This window comes from Streptomyces hokutonensis (assembly GCF_042751305.1).
GTDB classification, from domain to species: domain Bacteria; phylum Actinomycetota; class Actinomycetes; order Streptomycetales; family Streptomycetaceae; genus Streptomyces; species Streptomyces hokutonensis_A.
Genome location: NZ_JBHYWD010000003.1, coordinates 406,795 through 423,494, shown reverse-complemented (window position 1 = coordinate 423,494; position 16,700 = coordinate 406,795). Strand labels below are relative to the sequence as shown.

At 70.8% G+C, this 16,700-nt stretch carries 12 protein-coding genes; 3 read left to right on the top strand and 9 right to left on the bottom strand.

The genetic code is table 11. The features are described 5' to 3' along the window. Window positions 1-5: 5 nt before the first annotated feature. Entirely contained in the window at window positions 6-1,004 is a 999-nt protein-coding gene (locus tag ACFXC1_RS11735; RefSeq protein ID WP_381241704.1) for an N-acetylglucosamine kinase, read from the top strand. Beyond that, complete coding sequence (locus ACFXC1_RS11730; protein ID WP_381241702.1) at window positions 1,001-3,226, top strand: glycoside hydrolase family 3 N-terminal domain-containing protein; 2,226 nt, start codon at window positions 1,001-1,003, stop codon at window positions 3,224-3,226. The genes ACFXC1_RS11735 and ACFXC1_RS11730 overlap by 4 nt, the downstream gene beginning before the upstream one ends. On the opposite strand, the gene ACFXC1_RS11725 is transcribed toward ACFXC1_RS11730, so the two are convergent. The 6 genes from ACFXC1_RS11725 to ACFXC1_RS11700 form a co-directional block, all read right to left on the bottom strand. Then, on the bottom strand, window positions 3,216-4,100 hold the full coding sequence (locus ACFXC1_RS11725) for a carbohydrate ABC transporter permease (protein ID WP_381241700.1): 885 nt from the start codon (window positions 4,098-4,100) through the stop codon (window positions 3,216-3,218). The genes ACFXC1_RS11730 and ACFXC1_RS11725 overlap by 11 nt on opposite strands. Further along, window positions 4,097-5,113: a carbohydrate ABC transporter permease gene (locus ACFXC1_RS11720; protein WP_381241698.1), complete on the bottom strand. Its 1,017-nt coding sequence runs from the start codon at window positions 5,111-5,113 to the stop codon at window positions 4,097-4,099. Before ACFXC1_RS11720 ends, ACFXC1_RS11725 begins: the two co-directional genes overlap by 4 nt. Beyond that, window positions 5,113-6,483: an extracellular solute-binding protein gene (locus ACFXC1_RS11715; RefSeq protein WP_381241696.1), complete on the bottom strand. Its 1,371-nt coding sequence runs from the start codon at window positions 6,481-6,483 to the stop codon at window positions 5,113-5,115. The genes ACFXC1_RS11720 and ACFXC1_RS11715 overlap by 1 nt, the downstream gene beginning before the upstream one ends. A gap of 128 nt (window positions 6,484-6,611) precedes the next feature. Continuing rightward, entirely contained in the window at window positions 6,612-7,304 is a 693-nt protein-coding gene (locus ACFXC1_RS11710; protein WP_381241694.1) for a peptidyl-prolyl cis-trans isomerase, read from the bottom strand. Then, complete coding sequence (locus ACFXC1_RS11705) at window positions 7,301-11,530, bottom strand: glycoside hydrolase family 38 N-terminal domain-containing protein (RefSeq protein WP_381241692.1); 4,230 nt, start codon at window positions 11,528-11,530, stop codon at window positions 7,301-7,303. The genes ACFXC1_RS11710 and ACFXC1_RS11705 overlap by 4 nt, the downstream gene beginning before the upstream one ends. Before the next feature lie 132 nt (window positions 11,531-11,662). Then, on the bottom strand, window positions 11,663-12,547 hold the full coding sequence (locus ACFXC1_RS11700) for a MurR/RpiR family transcriptional regulator (RefSeq protein WP_043678512.1): 885 nt from the start codon (window positions 12,545-12,547) through the stop codon (window positions 11,663-11,665). 118 nt (window positions 12,548-12,665) lie between these two features. Here ACFXC1_RS11700 and ACFXC1_RS11695 point away from each other — a divergent pair, with 118 nt between their 5' ends. Continuing rightward, window positions 12,666-13,430 (top strand): sugar isomerase domain-containing protein, encoded by a 765-nt coding sequence (locus ACFXC1_RS11695; RefSeq protein WP_381241690.1) that lies wholly within the window; start codon window positions 12,666-12,668, stop codon window positions 13,428-13,430. 182 nt (window positions 13,431-13,612) lie between these two features. Here the strand turns inward: ACFXC1_RS11695 and ACFXC1_RS11690 are convergent, their stop codons facing one another. The 3 genes from ACFXC1_RS11690 to ACFXC1_RS11680 are packed head-to-tail and all read right to left on the bottom strand — an operon-like array spanning window position 13,613 to window position 16,700. Next, window positions 13,613-14,695 carry a class I SAM-dependent methyltransferase gene (locus ACFXC1_RS11690; RefSeq protein ID WP_381241688.1) on the bottom strand — a complete coding sequence of 361 codons (1,083 nt, stop codon included), beginning with the start codon at window positions 14,693-14,695 and terminating at the stop codon, window positions 13,613-13,615. Continuing rightward, window positions 14,692-15,891 carry a nucleotide disphospho-sugar-binding domain-containing protein gene (locus ACFXC1_RS11685; RefSeq protein WP_381241686.1) on the bottom strand — a complete coding sequence of 400 codons (1,200 nt, stop codon included), beginning with the start codon at window positions 15,889-15,891 and terminating at the stop codon, window positions 14,692-14,694. The genes ACFXC1_RS11690 and ACFXC1_RS11685 overlap by 4 nt, the downstream gene beginning before the upstream one ends. Then, window positions 15,888-16,700 (bottom strand): alpha/beta fold hydrolase, encoded by an 813-nt coding sequence (locus ACFXC1_RS11680; RefSeq protein WP_381241684.1) that lies wholly within the window; start codon window positions 16,698-16,700, stop codon window positions 15,888-15,890. The genes ACFXC1_RS11685 and ACFXC1_RS11680 overlap by 4 nt, the downstream gene beginning before the upstream one ends.

Here is a 16,700-nt window from a genome sequence, read left to right as displayed (position 1 = left end):
CAGTAATGAGCAATGATTTGAACCAGGAATGTGTTGTCGGTCTTGATGCCGGAGGCACCCGCACTCGTGCCGTCCTCGCCGCCGCCGAGGACGGGTGCGTGTTCGGCGAGGGCGCGGCCGGGCCCGGCAACGCCCTGACCGTCCCGGTGCCGCGACTCACCGAGAACCTGGTCGAGGCCATCGGGCAGGCCGTACCAGAGGCGGCGCGGGCTCGAGTGGTCGCCGTGGCCGGCGGCTTCGCGGGCGCCACCGCGGCCTCCACCGAGGAACCGGGCCACGTCAACGCCCGCACCGCCCTCACGGCAGCGCTGCGCCGCCTCGGCATCCAGGCCGACCGGATCCGCGTCTGCAGCGACATCGAGGCGGCCTTCGCCTCCGCGCCCGGTACCCCGTCCGACGGCCTCGCCCTGGTCGCCGGCACCGGCGCGGTCGCCCTGCGCATCACCGGCCGCCGCTCCACCGCCACCGTGGACGGCGACGGCTGGCTCCTCGGCGACGACGGCAGCGGCTTCTGGATCGGCCGGAGCGCGGTACGGGCGGCGCTGCGGATGGCGGACGGGAGAGGGACGGCGACGGCACTGGCCGTGTCGGTGGGGCGGGTGCTGGGGGTACCGGACGAGGCACTGCCGGGCGACGGCGACTGGTCGCGCCCCCACCGCGAGGCCTACCGCATGCACGTGCTCCCCGCCGTCATGGCCGAACTCCCCATCCGCCTCGCCCGCTTCGCCCCGCTGGTGGTCGAGGCGGCAGAGGAGAAGGACATCGTGGCGGAGGGAATCCTCGACCAGGCGGCAGAGCAACTGACCGACACCGTACGGGCGTTGAACCCGTCCCACGGTGAACGGATCGTCGCCACCGGCGGACTGCTCGGCCCCGAAGGCCCCTTGACGGCCGCCCTCACCGCTCGTCTCCACGCCCTCGGCCTGACCCTCGACTGGGTACCGGACGGCTGCCGGGGCGCGGTCGCCCTCGCACGCCTCGCATACGGCGGTGACGACCGATGACCGACACCACCACCCCCCTCTACCGCGACCCCACCGCCCCCGTCGACACCCGGGCCCGCGACCTCTTGGCCCGGATGACCCTGCGCGAGAAGGTCGGCCAGCTCAACCAGCGGATGTACGGCTGGGACGCCTACCGCCGCACCCCCTCGGGCTCCTTCGAACTCACCGAGGCCCTGCACGCCGAGACCGCCCGCTTCGCCGGACTCGGCGCGCTCTACGGCCTGTTCCGCGCCGACGCCTGGTCGGGCGTCGACCACACCAACGGACCCGGCGCACAGGACAGCGCCGCCCTGGCCGAGTTGGTGCAACGCCATGTGCTCGACAGCAGCCGCCTCGGCATCCCGGCCCTCTTCGTCGAGGAGGTGCCGCACGGTCACATGGCCCTGGACGGCACGGTCCTCCCGGTTAACCTCGCCGTCGGCGCCACCTGGGACCCCGCCCTCTACGAACGCGCCGCCGCTCACGCCGCCGCCGAACTACGCGCCCGCGGCGCCCACTTGGCCCTCGTCTCCGCCCTGGACATCTCCCGTGACCCCCGCTGGGGCCGCACAGAGGAGTGCTTCGGCGAGGACCCGCACCTCGCCGCCCGACTCACCGAGGCGCTTGTGCGCGGGATGCAGGGTGAGCCCGGTGACAGCTTCGCCGCCGACAAGGCCCCCGTCGTCCTCAAGCACTTCGCCGGCCAGGGCGCCACGGTCGGCGGCCGCAACTCCGCCGAGTCCGAACTCGGCCTCCGTGAACTCCACGACATCCACCTCCCCGCCGCCCGCGCCGGAGTCCGCGCCGGGGCCGCCGCCGTCATGTCCGCCTACAACGAGGTCGACGGCCTGCCCTGCTCGGGCAACCGCGCCCTGCTCCACCAACTCCTGCGCGAGGACTGGGGTTTCGATGGGCTGGTCATGGCCGACGGCCTCGCCGTGGACCGACTGGCCCGCATCACCGGCGACAAGGTCTCGGCAGGCGCCCTCGCGCTCAACGCCGGTGTCGACCTGAGCCTCTGGGACGAGGGTTTCACGCATCTGGAGGAGGCGGTCGAGCGGGGGCTGGTGAGCGAGGCCACCGTCGACGCGGCCGTGGCGCGCGTACTCCGCCTGAAGTTCCGCCTCGGCCTCTTCGAACGCCCTTACAGCACCAGCGAGTTGCCCCCGGCCGCGCAGGGCAGAGAGCTGAGCACCGCACTGGCGCGCGGGGCGGTGACCCTGCTGCACAACAACGGCGGAGTCCTGCCCATCCCGCCGACCGTCTCCCGCATCGCGGTCATAGGTCCCCAATCGGCCACCTACGCACACCAGTTGGGCGACTACACGGCACCACAGCGCTCCGGTGTCAGCGTCCTGGACGGCCTACGGCGACTCGCCCCGCCCGGCACCGACATCCGCCACGCCCCCGGCTCCGCGCTCACCGGCGACGACCTCTCCGGCATCCCCGAGGCGGTCGCCGCTGCCGCCGCCTCCGACCTGGCCGTCCTGGTGCTGGGCGGCAGCAGCGCCCGTACCCCCGACACGGACTTCGACGCCAACGGAGCGGCACGGAACGCCGTTTCGGAGATGACCTGCGGCGAGGGCGCCGACCTCGCGGGCCTGAGCCTCGGCCGCGACCAGCACGCCCTCCTCGACGCGGTCACCGCGACCGGGACACCCACCGCCGTCGTCCTGATCCAGGGCCGCCCGCACGTCGTCCCCGAACGGGCGGGCGCGCTGCTCACCGCCTGGTACCCCGGCCCTTGGGGCGGTGAGGCGATCGCCGAGGTCCTGCTCGGCCGCGCCCAACCGACCGGCCGCCTCCCCGTCTCCGTCCCGCGCTCGGTGGCCCAACTCCCCGTCTACTACAACCACAAGGACATCGAGTACAGCGGTTACGTGGACGCCGACGCCGAGCCGCTGTACTCCTTCGGGCACGGGCTGTCGTACACGAGCTTCGAGTACGGTCCGCCGCGCCTTGTGGAGGGCGTGGTCGAGGTGGAGGTGACCAACACCGGTAAGCGACAAGGGCGTTCGGTCGTCCAGGTCTACGTCCGTCGGCTGCTGACTCCCGTCTGGCCGCGCACGCTCGAACTGCACGCCTTCCAGGGCGTCGAGTTGGCCCCGGGGGAGCAATACAAGGTCGAAATCCCCTTCGGCACCGACCAGTTGGACCAGATCGGTGCCGTCGAGATCCGGGTCGCTCAGTCCGCGCGGGCCGCGCTCGCCGTGGAACCCCTCGTCGTAAGCCTCAGAGCTTGACCGCTCCCGCCGACACGCCCTTGTAGAACCAGCGTTGGGTGATGACGAACAGCACAAGCACCGGGATCACGGAGATCACGGAACCGGCCATCACCACCCGCTGGTCGTAGCCGAACGACGAACTCTGCAACCGCGACAGGCCCAGCGTCAGCGTCATGTGGTCCTCGGAGCGCAGCACGATCAGCGGCCACAGGAAGTCGTCCCAGGCGCTGATGAACGTGTTGATGGTGACCACCAGGATCGCGCCCCACGCGGACGGGAGGTAGAGGTAGCGGAAGCGCTGCCACTCGCTCGCGCCGTCCAGCATTCCGGAGTCCTCGATCTCGCGCGGTACGGCGAGGAACGCGCCGCGCATCAGCAGGACGTTGATCGCGCCGACGAAGCCGGGCAGCCACACGCCCACCACGCTGTCGACCAGACCGAGGTCGCGGATGCTCAGGAACAGCGAGACCATGATCGACTCGAAGGGGAACATCATCGAGGCGACGAGGAGGATCCAGACCGCGCGGCGGCCCTTCCAGGCGGGCTTGGAGAGCATGTAGCCGGCGGTCGTGGAGAACAGCAACTGGCTCGCCACCGACAGGATTACGACGATCAGGCTGTTCCTGATGTATGTCACCACCGGGACCTGGCTGAAGACCTCGCGGTAGGCGCGCAGGGTCGGGTGGTGGGGCAGCAGGGAGGCGTTCGCGCCGAAGACGTCCTCGCCGGTGCCCTTGAGGGAGGCCAGGAACTGCCAGATCAGCGGGCCGACCGTGAGGCCGAGGACGAGGAGCAACAGGAGGTAGCGGAGGAGGAGTTCGCGGGGGCGGCCGTAGTCCCGCCAACGCGGGGTCAGGCGCCGGGACTTGGGCCGCACGGCGGTCGTCGTCATGACTCGTCCTCCTTCGTCAGGCGCTGCGCCAGCAGGGTCAGGCCCAGGGTGAGGACGAAGAGCGCCACGCTCACCGCCGAGCCGTAGCCGGCGTTTCCGGTGATGGGGTCGAGGCCGACGTCCCGGATGTAGAAGGGCAGCGTGCGGTCGGCGCCGCCGGGGCCGCCGGTGGAGCTGCCGAGCATGTAGATCTCGGTGAACACGCGCAGCGAGCCGATGCCGGTGAGGGTGCCGACCAGCATCATCGCCTGCCGTACGCCGGGCACGGTGATGTGCCAGAAGCGGCGGGCCGCACCGGCACCGTCCATGGACGCGGCCTCGTGCAGCTCCTTTGGAACGTTCCCGAGGGCGGCCAGGTAGAAGACCATGTACCAGCCGAGACCCTTCCACAGGGTCAGGCCCATCGCGGAGAGCAGGATCAGCCACGAGTCGGACAGGAACGGGATGGCCGACCGGATCAAGTGGGCCTTCTCCAGCCAGGTGTTGACCAGTCCGTCGTCCGCGAGCAGCCACTGCCAGCTCAGGCCGACGACCACGCTGGAGGCGAGCACCGGGGTGTAGAAGGCCGAGCGGAAGAAGCCGATGCCGGGGAGGTTCTTCTCCACCAGGACGGCGAGCAGCAGCGGCAGCAGCACCATCAGGGGGACGACGATCACCGCGTACAGGACGCTGTTGCGGGTCGCCAACCAGAAGTCCGAATCGTCCAGCATCCGGGTGTAGTTGGAGAGCCCGACGAAACTCGCGGCGCCCCCGAGCGGCTTGGCGTCGGTGAACGACAGCAGCACGGTGTTGAGGAAGGGGAACACCCCGAACACCGCCGCGCAGACGATCGCTGGAGCGGTCCAAAGCCAGGGCAGCCACCAACGGCGGTACAGGGCCGCCCCGTTGGCGCCGGGGGCGGGGCCGGGGAGGACGGCCCGGGCGAGCTTGCGTATGCGGGCCGTGCCCGGTGCGGAGGCGACGGCCTCCGCACCGGGCACGGACACCGGCTTCGCGGTCTGCGTCGCCACCATCAACCAGCCTGCTTCAGCAGCTCGTTGGCCTTCGCCTGGGCGTCCTTGACGGCCTGCGCCGGGCTCTTCTTGCCCTGCATCGCCAGCTGCACCTGGGACACGATCGCGTTCTGCACGGCCGGCGAGAGGTTGGTCTGGTAGGCCGTGGTCGTCTTGAGCTGGTCCGCGACGAGCTTGCGCGCCTGCGCGAACTGGTCGGTGCCGCTCACGTCTTGGAAGAACGGGTCGTTGAGCGAGGTGGTCGTCGTCGGGAAGATCACCACGTCCGGGTCCTTGGCCCACGCCGTCTGGTTCTCGGCGTTGGTGAGGAACTCCGCGAACGCCAGCGCCACGGGGGCGTGCTTGCTGGTCGCGGCGACCGAGACGTACTGCGGGGCAGCGGTGGTGTGGCCCAGCGCGTCGAACGGCTGCTGCCCGACCGCCGTTTTGGCGTAGATCGAGGGGCTGTTCTGCTTCACGAACCGCACATAGCTCGGGTTGGTCGAGCCGTAGGCGACCTTGCCCTGCGTGTACGGCGTGGACGGATCGTTGCTGGAGGACAGCGAGTCCTTCGGCATCGCGCCCTCCTTGTACAGCTTCGCCATCCACGCCACCCACTGGGTGGTGCGCGGATCGTCGGCGAAGACGGCCGACTTGCCGTCGCTGGAGAGGGTCTTGATGTTCATCTGGTCGAAGTCCGCCGGGATCCGCCAGATCGGATTGGCCATCGTCGCGTAGTACTTGCCCTTGGCCGACTTGGCGATCTTCTCGTAGTCGGCGAACAGCCCGAAGATCGTCGTCGGCGGCTTCGCCGGGTCGATGCCGGCCTGCTTCAACAGGTCGGTGTTGTACGTCAGGACGATGCCGCCGGTGTACCAGGGCAGCACGGTGTGCAGCGCGGTGCCCGAACTGTCCTTGAACGTACTGGACTTCCAGAACGCGGGGACGAACGGCTTGCCTGCGTCCGGGTCCTTCACACCGAGGTTGAGCAGATATCCGGCCTTCGTGAGTGCCGTCGCCGTCTCTGCGTTGAGGTTGATGACGTCCGGCAGCGTGCAGGCCTGGGCGTCGGCCACGTTGCGCTGGGTGAACGTGCTGTCGCCCGGATCGTCGATCCACTTCACCGACGTACCGGGGTGCGCCTTCTCGAAGGACTTGATGACCCCGTTGAAGAACGTACCGAAGTCTTTCTTCAGGTTGGTGGTCTGGAAGGTGATGCTGCCCTTCACCTCGCCGGTCAGCTTCCCGGACCCCACATTGCCCTTGTCGACCTTGCAGCCGCCCGCGGTGGAGTCGCTGTCGCCCGAGCTGCCGGACAGCCCGCAGCCGGCGGCCGTCAGGGTCAAGGCGATGATCCCCACCATCGATCCGGTCAGTCTTCCTGTGCGCATCGCTGCCCTCCTGAGCATCAGCCAACAGTTGGTTCAATTAACCAACTTCGACTCCGATTGATGAAAAGGTGGACCAGAATTCATCGGAGGTCAATGGTTCTCGTGTTGCTTTTAGGTTCCGGCGGAGATCAGTGCCGGTGCTCGTGGTCCGGGTGCGCCGGATCGCCGGGGTGCTCGTGCCCGGCGGCATACACGACTCCGGCCTTGGCCCGGTCCAACCAGCCGAAGAAGGCCCGCCGCCCCGCCGCCCGCCGCAACTCGCGCGCGACCCCCTTACGGGCCTGCTCGTACGGCACGAAGTCCTCCGATGACACCCGGCCGAACGGGTCGACACCGCGCCGTAGGGCTTCTGCCGTCAGGAAGCGATCCCGGTTGCGGTCGTAGTAGTCCCGTACGGCGGCCTCCGCGACCTCCTGCTCGCCCTCCAGCTCGGCCAGCAGTAACCGGGCGGCCGGGGAGTGCGCGAGGGCAGCCGCCACGATGCTGCCGAGGTCCGCGACATCGGTCTCGGCGACGGCGAGTACCCGGTCCGGCGCCACTTCGGCAGGGGGCTCCAACCCCCGTTCCGCGCACGCTCGTTGAGCCAGGTCGTCGATGACGACGACCTGGGTCGCCCACCGCCGTCGCTGCCGCTCGGCCCGCGCGAGGCGCTCCGCTGGGTGGCCCGCAGCATGATGTTGGTCGTCTGCGGCGCCGTCGTGGCTGGTCGCGCAGTTCCCCGCGCCCCTTTGGGGCGCTGCCCAACCGCCGTGGAGCAGCGCGTCCACCCTCCTCTTGGCGACCACCTCGCCCTGCACTACTGCCGCGTGCTCCGCCGTCACGGCGTCACCTCCAGCGCGACCGCCTCCGTGTAGGCGACACACCCGTTCCAGGCGACCTTCGCCAGCAGCCAGTACGACCCCGGCGCCACCGCCGAACCGTCCACCTCGATCAGGCACTCCCGCTCCGCGCCCCCGGCCACCGTGAACCCCTGGCAGCCCGGTTCGACTCCGGCCCAGGTGCCCCACGAGGACACGGCCCACAGGGTGCCGTGGACCGGTCCTCGGGTGGTGTTGCGGACGGTCACGGGGACGCGGACGCGCTCACCGTGGCGCACGCTGATCCGGTCGACTCCCAGCGTGGACACAAGCGTTGGCCCGTAGTGTCCGTCCGGCACATCCAGCGCCACGGTGTCCTCGTACGTCTGTCCGCCGTAGGACAGCCGGGCCGTGAGCCAGTGCCGCCCGGGTACCGGTTCCGGCGGCGGTGTCACGGTCACCTCGGCCAGCGTGAACCCGCCCGGGCCCAACGCGTACGGCAGTTCGGCGGGTTCGGCGGTCCAGCCGTCCGGCACCTCGAAGGTCACCGCGCCCAGCACCGGCGCGTCGGTGAGTTCCGAGCCGACCCGGACGGTCGCGGTCACCGGACCGGCGGCGGTGAGTGTGCCGGGGGAGAGGTACACCGACACCGGCATGTTCCCGCGCGGCGCGGGGCCGGAGTTGTGCAGCCAGTAGCGGGTGTGGACGGGCTGCGCGGGCTCATGTGCCGCGATTCCAGGCCCGGTCGGGGACTCGGCGGCGGTGGTCGCCAGTACCGTCGCGACCTCGAAGCCGGTCAGGTCGACGCCGAGCCCGCCGTCCCGCTCCGGTGTCAACTGCTCACCGGGCGACTCCAGTACGTCGGCCCGGACACCCTCGGTCCAGTCCTGCGGCCCGCGTATCCGCGCCCGCAACGGCCGCCCGTTCACCTCGTGCATCCGGACGACGACGCCACGCCCCGGATCGACCGGTACCGCGCTGCCCCGGGCCAGCGGGGAGCCGAGCGGCTTGAGGGCGTCGAGGACCACCTCGCCCGCCGGTTCCAGGCCGAGCAGGGTGAACTTCCTTGGCAGGGTGCCCTGTTCGGTCTCGGGGCCGCGTAGGCGGGCCGTGAAGGGATGGTTGAACTCGTGTCCCGCCTGCGGGAGTCGCGCCTCGCGCCAGTCGCCCGCGCCCGCGACCACCGCGTACTCGAACTCATGCGTCCAGCGCTGGAGTTGGAAGGCGGAGCCGTCGGGTACGGTGCGGCGGGGCGGGTCGACCCAGATGCCGGAGGGCCAGCCGGTGCAGGAGCGCATGAGGGACATGCAGAGGTCGCCGGAGGAGGTGACGACACAGCCGGGCGTGCCCCGGTTGAGGACGGCGAAGCTGCGGCCGTCCCAGGCGTCCCCCGGCGGCAGGGCCTCGCAGCCGCCCGCCGCCGTGGCCGTGATCACCGCGTCGTCCAGGTCGGCGATCAGCGCGTCGACCGCCTTGGCGTCGTCCTCGGGCCGGGCGCCCGCCACCACCAGCAGTGGCAGCCGCTCCAGGTCGCGCAGATCGGCCCCGGGCACCCACTCCTCGCGCAGCCCGGCCCGCGGCGCGACCCACACCGCCGCCACACCTCGCTCGGCCAGCTGCCGGCGCAGCTCGCGTCCGGCGGCCGGGTCCCAGCCGAGTGCCTCGGCGACCACGGAGTTGCGTTCCGGCGCGCCCACGGCGATCCGGAAGTCCGGGAGATTGGAGTCCACTTCGAGGTCGCCATAGCGCGGACCACCGGCGATCGTCGAGGTCGCGGTGACCCCGACGCGGACCAGCGCCGCAGCGAGCGGCGCACCGAGGTCACCGGCCAAGTCCCAGTCACCGTAGACGAGTTCGGCCACACCGATCGACCGGTGGCCGAGCAGCCGCCCCGACTCGTCGTGCACCGCGACCCGCGCGGTGGACCCCAGCCCGAACCACGTGTTCGCCGGGTTGTCGAGCGTCCACGGGAACTCCTCGCTGTCCACCTCCACGAACCCGAACCCGCGCCCGATCACAGCGTCCGCCACCTCGTGCACGGGCAGTCCGCCGCTCACGTGGGACGGCCAGCGCACCCGGATCAGCCGGTCGGCGCCGTCGTATCCGTCGATCGTGGTCGTCACGTCGAGGCGCGCCACCCCGGTCCACAGGGTCAACCGCTGCGTGTACCGGAACAGCCCGAGGTCGCCGGTGACGGTGATCCGGGAACCGGCGGGGGAGTGCTGGACATCGATGTCAGCGGTCACGTCCCGACTGCGTGCGGCCGTGGTCCCGGTCGGGGTGAGGTGCCAGGGGCCCTCGCCGAAGCGCGGGTGCCGCGCGTACTCCTCCTGTACGACGAGTTCGTTGCCGATGTCACCGGCACGCAGCAACTCCCGTCCGCCGTCGGCGAGTTCGCGCAGGCTGCTGACACCGCCGCCGCGCGCGGGGTCGACCGTCACCTCGTAGAACCCGTTGCGGATGGTGAAGCCTTCGCCGGGCGTCCACCCGGGTACCGAACCCTCGGAGAGCGGAAGGGCCTTGAGGCCCATGCCGGGTACCTCCGGTACGACGAGCCGGAGTCGGTCGCCCTCGCGTACGGCGGGGAGGGGCAGGCCGGTGTCGTCGAGGGGGACCAGGCCGGGGTCCGGGACCGTCAGCACGTCCCGGCGCTCCCAGGTCGCCGAGTTGAACACGACCAAGTCGGGCCCGGAACCCGGGAGTTGCGCGACCTTCCCCGCGACGGCCTCCGTCGCGTCGGCGTGCACCGCCTCCGCCAGGTCGTACAGCTCGCGCCAGCCGGTCATCAGGTCGATGTACACCTGGTCCGACTCGGAGCCGGTGATCGCGTCGTGGTGGGCGCCGTAGATCAGCTGTCGCCAGGCCTTGTCCAACGCCGCGTCCGGATAAGGGTGTTCGGCTACGAGCGAGGCCAGGGTGGCCCAGGCCTCCGCGTCGGCGAGGAGCGTCTCGCCGTAGCGCTGGGCCTGCTTGGTGTCGATGTAGGAGACGTCCTTGCCGGTGTAGATCGGGTTCATGTCCCGGGTCTGCGGGGAGGCCTTGCGGCCCTCCTGGTCCAACTCGGCGCGGACGGCGGCGAAGAAGTCCCGGGGGATGCCGCTGACGAAGCGCGGCCAGACGTAACGGGCGTTCCAGTCGCGGTGGATGTCCATCACCCAGCGGCACGGCGGCGCGTAGTCGCCGCCGACCGGGAGCAGGACGTTGCGGGTGAGTGCGACCTTCTTGAGTCCCCGGAACAGTTTCAGCGCCGCAGCTTCTGCCTCGGGGAGCGTGGGCGCGTTGTCGATGGCCCAGCCGGCGCCGTAGTGGTTGACCATGTAGGCGGTGAGCAGCCCGCGCCCGGAGGGGGCGATCCAGCTGAACTCGGCTGGGAACTGCATGCGTTGGGGATCGCGCGGCTCCTCGCCGAAGACCGAGAGCGTCGGCCCCCACTGGTGGAACGGTCCACGTGCCCACGAGCTGGAGGTGACGCCCGCGTCCGCCATCAACCCGGGGAACTGCGGGTCGTGCCCGAACGCGTCGAGCTGCCAGGCGGTTTCGGGCGAGGCGCCCAGGATGCCGCGCTGAAAGCCGTCCCCGTACAGGGCGTTGCGTACGGTTGCCTCGGCGCCGGTGAGGTTGGTGTTCGGTTCGTTGTAGGTGCCGCCCATGATCTCGACGCGGCCGGTGCGGATCAACTCCCGCAGAAAGGCGCGCTCTTCGGGGAAGGCGTCCCAGTACGGCTTGAGGTAGTCGACCTCGGCGAGGACGAAGGTGTACGCCGGATCGCGGCGGGCCAGGTCGCAGTGGGCGCGGACGAGACTCATGCCGGACTGGCCGCGCGAGTCGAAGGTGCGGGCGGGAAGGCCGGTTGCGGCGGGGTCGTCGGCCGTGTCCCAGGTCTCGGTGTAGGCGCCCTGGGTGTTCCACCAGACGGGGTCGTAGTGGAAGTGGCTGACCATGAACATGGTCCAGCCGGGCTCGGCGGCCGTGAACTCGGCGGTGAGGGTGGCCAGTCGGTCGCCGTCGGCCGCCGTCACCTCGATCGCGCACCGCTCGCCGGGCGCGAGCTCGCAGGTCACCGGTATCTCGACGCGCGCGGTGCCGTCCTCGCCCACGACCGTCTCCGCACTGCCGTGCAGGCCCGGGCCCTCGACCGTGAGGCGGACCGGCCGGCCGGGGACATCGGCGAGTTCGGCGGTCACCACCTGGAGCGGATGCTCGGCGGTGCCGACGAAGAGCTCGGTCGACAGGGCAGCGGTCACGCGCATGGGTCTCCTACCAGAGGCTCGGCGGAGCGCCCATCCTGACACCGCGAAGATGATTCAAACAACCATCTCCGCGTAACTTCGGTGGTTCATCCATGCAGACTCGGCCGAGATCGCGGTTGGACCGGGTTCAGATCACCGGCCTCTTCTGGCCTTCACCGTGTGTTCCCCGGCGATGTGGTCGGTGAGGGCCAGCGAGGCGCTAGCGCGCTGGTAGGAGAGCTGCGCGATGCGGACGTAGAGGCAGTCGATGAGGACCAGTACGGAGTGGCGGGCGCCGATGATGCCGGTGGGGAAACTGGTCGCCGAGGACGAGGAGATGAGCCTGATGTCGGCGGCGCGGGCGAGCGGGGAGCGCGGGTCGGAGGTGAGGGCGATGGTGGTGGCGCCGCGCTCCTTGGCCAGCTCGAACGGCTCGATGGTCTCGCGCGTCGAACCCGAGTGGGAGATGCCGATGGCGACGTCCGCCGGGGTGAGCAGGGCCGCGGAGGTGGCGGCGGCATGCACCTCGGTCCAGCCGCGCACCGCACAGCCGATGCGGAACAGCCGGGTCTCGGTCTCCTGGGCGACCGCCCCACTGCCGCCGATGCCGTAGACGTCGATGCGCCGGGCGCGGGCCGCGGCGGTGGCCGCGCGCTCCACCGCGTCGAGGTCGATGCGGTCGATCGTCTGTTGGACCGCTCTGAGGTCCGCGCTGCCCACGACCTGCACGACCCGCTCCAGATCGTCGTCCGGGGAGATGTCCGGGCCGATCTCGGCGGTGCCCCAGTCGGACACCTCGCCGCGCCCGCGCTCCTGGGCCAGTTCGATCAGCAGATGCTGGTACGAGTCGAGGCCCACCGCGCGGCAGAACCTGGTCACCGTCGCCTGCGAGGTGCCGGTACGGCGGCCCAGCTCGGCGGCCGAGCAGTGGGTGACGGCGGCCGGATCCTCCAGGATCAGTTCGCCGACCTTCCGCAACGAGCCCGCCAGCCGGGGCAGCTCCGTGCGGATGAGGGTGGTGACGTCTGTCGGGGGCATGTGGAGAAGGTATCAGCCACCCCAGAGGCCATCGATTGAATACCAGGACCGCGTGTGATTTATTGATTCATTGATCGGGAAAGAATAGGTGGTTTGATCCACCGGTGGGGAGTATCGCGTGTCCGCCGAGTCCGTGAGCGCCGAGATCTTCGCGCGCGAGAGCCTGGCCGTTCTCCAGCGCATCACCGCATCCAGCCGCGAGACCGTGTCCCGGGCCGCCGCACTGATCGCGGACTGCGTCCGCACCGACGGCGTCGTCCAGGCCTTCGGCACCGGCCACTCCCAGGCCATGGTCCTCGAACTCGCGGGCCGCGCCGGTGGTCTGGTGCCCACCAACCGCCTGAGCATCGCCGACCTCGTCCTCTACGGCGGCGACGCCCCGAGTGTGCTCGACGACCCGCTGCTGGAGCGGCAGGCCGGAGTCGCCGACCGGCTCTACGACCTGGCCGCGCCCAACCCGCAGGACCTCTTCGTCATCATCTCCAACTCCGGTGTCAACAAGGTGATCGTGGAAATGGCCCTGCGGGTGAAGGAGCGCGGTCACCGCCTCCTCGCCATCACCTCGCTCGCCCACACACACGCCGTTCCCGCCGGCCACCCGAGCGGCAAAAAGCTCGTCGACCTCGCGGACGTCGTCCTCGACAACGCGGCCCCGCGCGGCGACGCCCTCCTCGAACTCCCGGGCGGGGGTGCCGTTTGCGCCCTGTCCACACTCACCGGCGCGATGCTCGTCCAGCTGACGGTCGCGGAGGCGGCGGCCCAGCTCCTCGCCTCCGGGGACCGGCCGCCCGTATACGTCTCGGCCAATGTGCCGGGCGGCTTCGAGGGCAACCTTGAGCTGGAGAAGCGGTACGAGGGGCGGATCAGGCGTACGGCCAGCTGAGTTCGGACCTCATGGACGAGCGGCCGGAGCCCCCGGAACCGGGCCGCGGCCGCTCGTCGTCGTCTGTTCCGCCGGGATCGGCGAGAGTCGGACGAGAAATGATGGAATCACCATGTGATGCTAGACGCGGTGAATGCATCATTCAATGGCCGCTGGCAGGGGGCACGTGCTCGTGCCCGGGCTCAGTCCCGTCGCGCCACCAGTCGATAGGCGTTCGACACCCGCAGTCGATGCGACAGCCGCTTCACCACGAACCGGTCCAGGAGCGTGCCCAGGATCAGGGCCGGGATCCCCGCGATCAGGACCGCCGCGCGGCCGGTACGGGCCAGGGCGGTCGGGGGCTTCGGCAGCCACGGGAGGTTGTCGCGGGGCGCTGCCGTGTCCAGGGCCAGCCAGGTGCCGGCGAGGAGGTCGACCGGGTCGTGCGGTTCCGCGTGCTGTTCCGCCACGACCGTGAAGCCGAGGTCCGTGAGACGGGCGCGCAGGTTTTGGACCGGGACAAAGTGCAGGTGCTGGGGCTGGAGCCAGGGCAGCCACCAGCGGCCCAGCAGACCGGCGTAGCGGCTGTCGGGGTCCGGGACCTCGATCAGCAGGTGGCCACCGGGACGAACGGCCTGGTGTGCCGCCGCCAATTCGCGCTCGGGCTCCGTGCTGTGCTCCAGGTAGTGGAACATGCTGACGACGTCGTAGTGGCCCGCGAGATTCGGGGCCAGCTCCGGGAAGCTGCCGCGATAGCCGCGCTCCACCCGCCCCGCCTGTTCGGCGAGTTCGGCGCCGTCCGTGAAGTCGAGGCCGTCGAAGGTCGTGTCCGGGTACACCGTGCGGGCCGACTCGCAGAAGTGGCCGTGCCCGGTGCCGACGTCCAGCCAGTTCTTGGGAGTCGGCGAGTGCGGGAGCAGCGACTCCGCGCGCTGCTCGTACATCTTGGTACGAGCGGCGAACGTGTTGCCCAACTGCTTCTCGCCCAGGCCGTCGTAGAAGTCCCGGTAGTAGAACTCCAGGCCCGCCGGGCTCAGTCGGGGATTCTGGAATGTGTGCCGGCAGTCCTCGCAGCGGTCCAGGACGAAGGTGCCCGGCTTGTGCTGGATCAGGTCCTTCGTGCGCAGCCGGGTCTTCAGCCGCGACGAGTCGCACCAGGGGCAGGTCTCGCGCCTGGGCTCGAAGAAGCGGTCGAGGCCGTCGGCCAGGTCGGCCTGGTAGCCGGGCCGTAGCGCCGCCACCTGGTCGTTGCGGCTCGGTGGTCTCGGGTCGTCCTCGGTGCTCACGGGGTCTCCTTCGGGGACGCGCCGGTGGCCAGCAGTTCCAGATGGGTGGCCGCCGCGCGGCTGCCTCCGGCCGCGCGGAACGCCGTACGGACGCGGTCGGCCGCGGCGCGGTGGCCGGGTTCGTGGAGGACGGCGTCGATCGCCGCGCCCAGCTTCGGGGCGGTGACCCGGCCGAAGCGGACCCGGACGCCCGCGCCCGCGCCGGTGACCTGCCCGGCGATCACCGGCTGGTCGTCGCGGATCGGCGCCACGACGAGCGGGACGCCGTGCCACAGCGCCTCGCACACCGTGTTGTGCCCGGCGTGCGAGACCACCGCGTCCGCCCTTTCGAGGAGCGGGAGTTGGGGGATGGAGGGCAGGACCAAGAGGTCCTTGTCCTCTTCGTCGGACCGGTCCAATGCGCCGCCCGGATCCGCGATCACCGCCTGTACGCGGTCCGTTCGCGCCCGCAGTGCCGTCACGCACTCGGTGAGGAATCGGGCGCCCACATCGGTGTTGGCGGTGCCGAGACTGACCAGGACCAGGGAGCGGGACCGGTCCAGCCAGTCCCAGGGGAAGTCCGGCACGGCCGGGCGGGGCGCGATCGACGGGCCCACCCAGCGGATCTGCTCGCCCTGCCGCGCCTCGGGGCCGACGAGTTCAGGGGTGCTGAACGCGAGCACCAGGTGCGGCGAGAAGCGGGGGTCGCCGGTGCCGGACGGGTCGCCGAGGTCGGTGCGGAGCCGGTGCAGCAACTCGTCCAGCCAGAGCCCGACCTTGGGTATGCCCGCGAACACGTCGGTGAACTCGGCCGAGGTGGTGGCCGAGGTCGCCCACGGGATGCCGAGTCGCTCCGCCACCAGGCCGCCGGCCAGGGCCTGTTGGTCGGTGACGATCACGTCGGGCCCGAACTTCTCGACGGCGGCGGCGACTCCGGGCGCCATCTGCTCGGCGAGCGGCGCGAGGAAGGCCTCCCACAGGAACTTCAGCGCCTCCGGCCCACGGATGTCGGGGGGCCGTACGCCCTCGCCCGTGCCCGGGACCGGTCCTGCGCACGGGAACACCCGGGCCGACTCGCCCGCGAGCCGCCGCACGAGATCGGGATCGGCGCAGGCCCAGGCCAACTCGTGGCCGCGCGATGCGAGTTCGGCGGCCACGCCGGTCGCCGGGTTGATGTGGCCGACCAGCGGCGGTACGACGAAGAGGAACCGGCTCACCGGACGGCCACCTCGGTCGCGCTCGCCTCCTGGATCAGGGAGAGGATGTGGCCGCCGACCGTGCCCGCCGCCTCCACCAGCACCGAGTGCTCGTGACCCGGCACGACGACGGTGCGGCAGTCCGGCAGCACGGACTCCAGCCAAGGGGCGAGCAGGGCGAGGTCGGAGTCGCCGCCGTAGACGCCGAGCACCGGGCAGTGCACCGCCCGGATCTGATCCTCCGTCAATACCCTGCTGGCCGGGATGTCCTGGGAGAGGGAGGTCTCCCGGGCGAGCTTGGCCGCGCCCTTCGCGAGGCGGGCCGTGTTGTGACCTCGGTTCGCGCTGATCCAGGCGATCGCGTCGTCCTCGTTGTGCGCCAGCTCGTGCAGCACCCGGTCCAGGATGCCGCCGAGCTTCGGCGCCCAGGCGTCGGTCGCCGGTTCCGACTCGATGAGGGAGACACTGGCGGCCCGCTGCGGATGGCGGGCCGCGTAGCCGAACGCGACCGTCCCGCCGTAGGAGTTGCCGACCAGATGGACCGGTCCAGTGACCTCCAGGCGGTCGAGCAGCGCCTCCAGGTCGTCGATGTTGTCGTCGAGGGTGTAGCCGGTCGCCGGGCGTGCGCTGCGGCCGTGACCGCGCAGGTCGTACATGACGACGTCGATGCCCGCCAACGCGAACGGCGGGGCGAGGGTGAAGTAGTAGCTGGCCAGGCTGTCGGTGAGCAGACCGTGCACGAGCACCGCCGTGGCCGTCACCGGGCGACCGTCGGGTGGGCTCATTCGCTGTACGTGCAACCGGAGTTGACCGGTGTCGACCATCGCCAT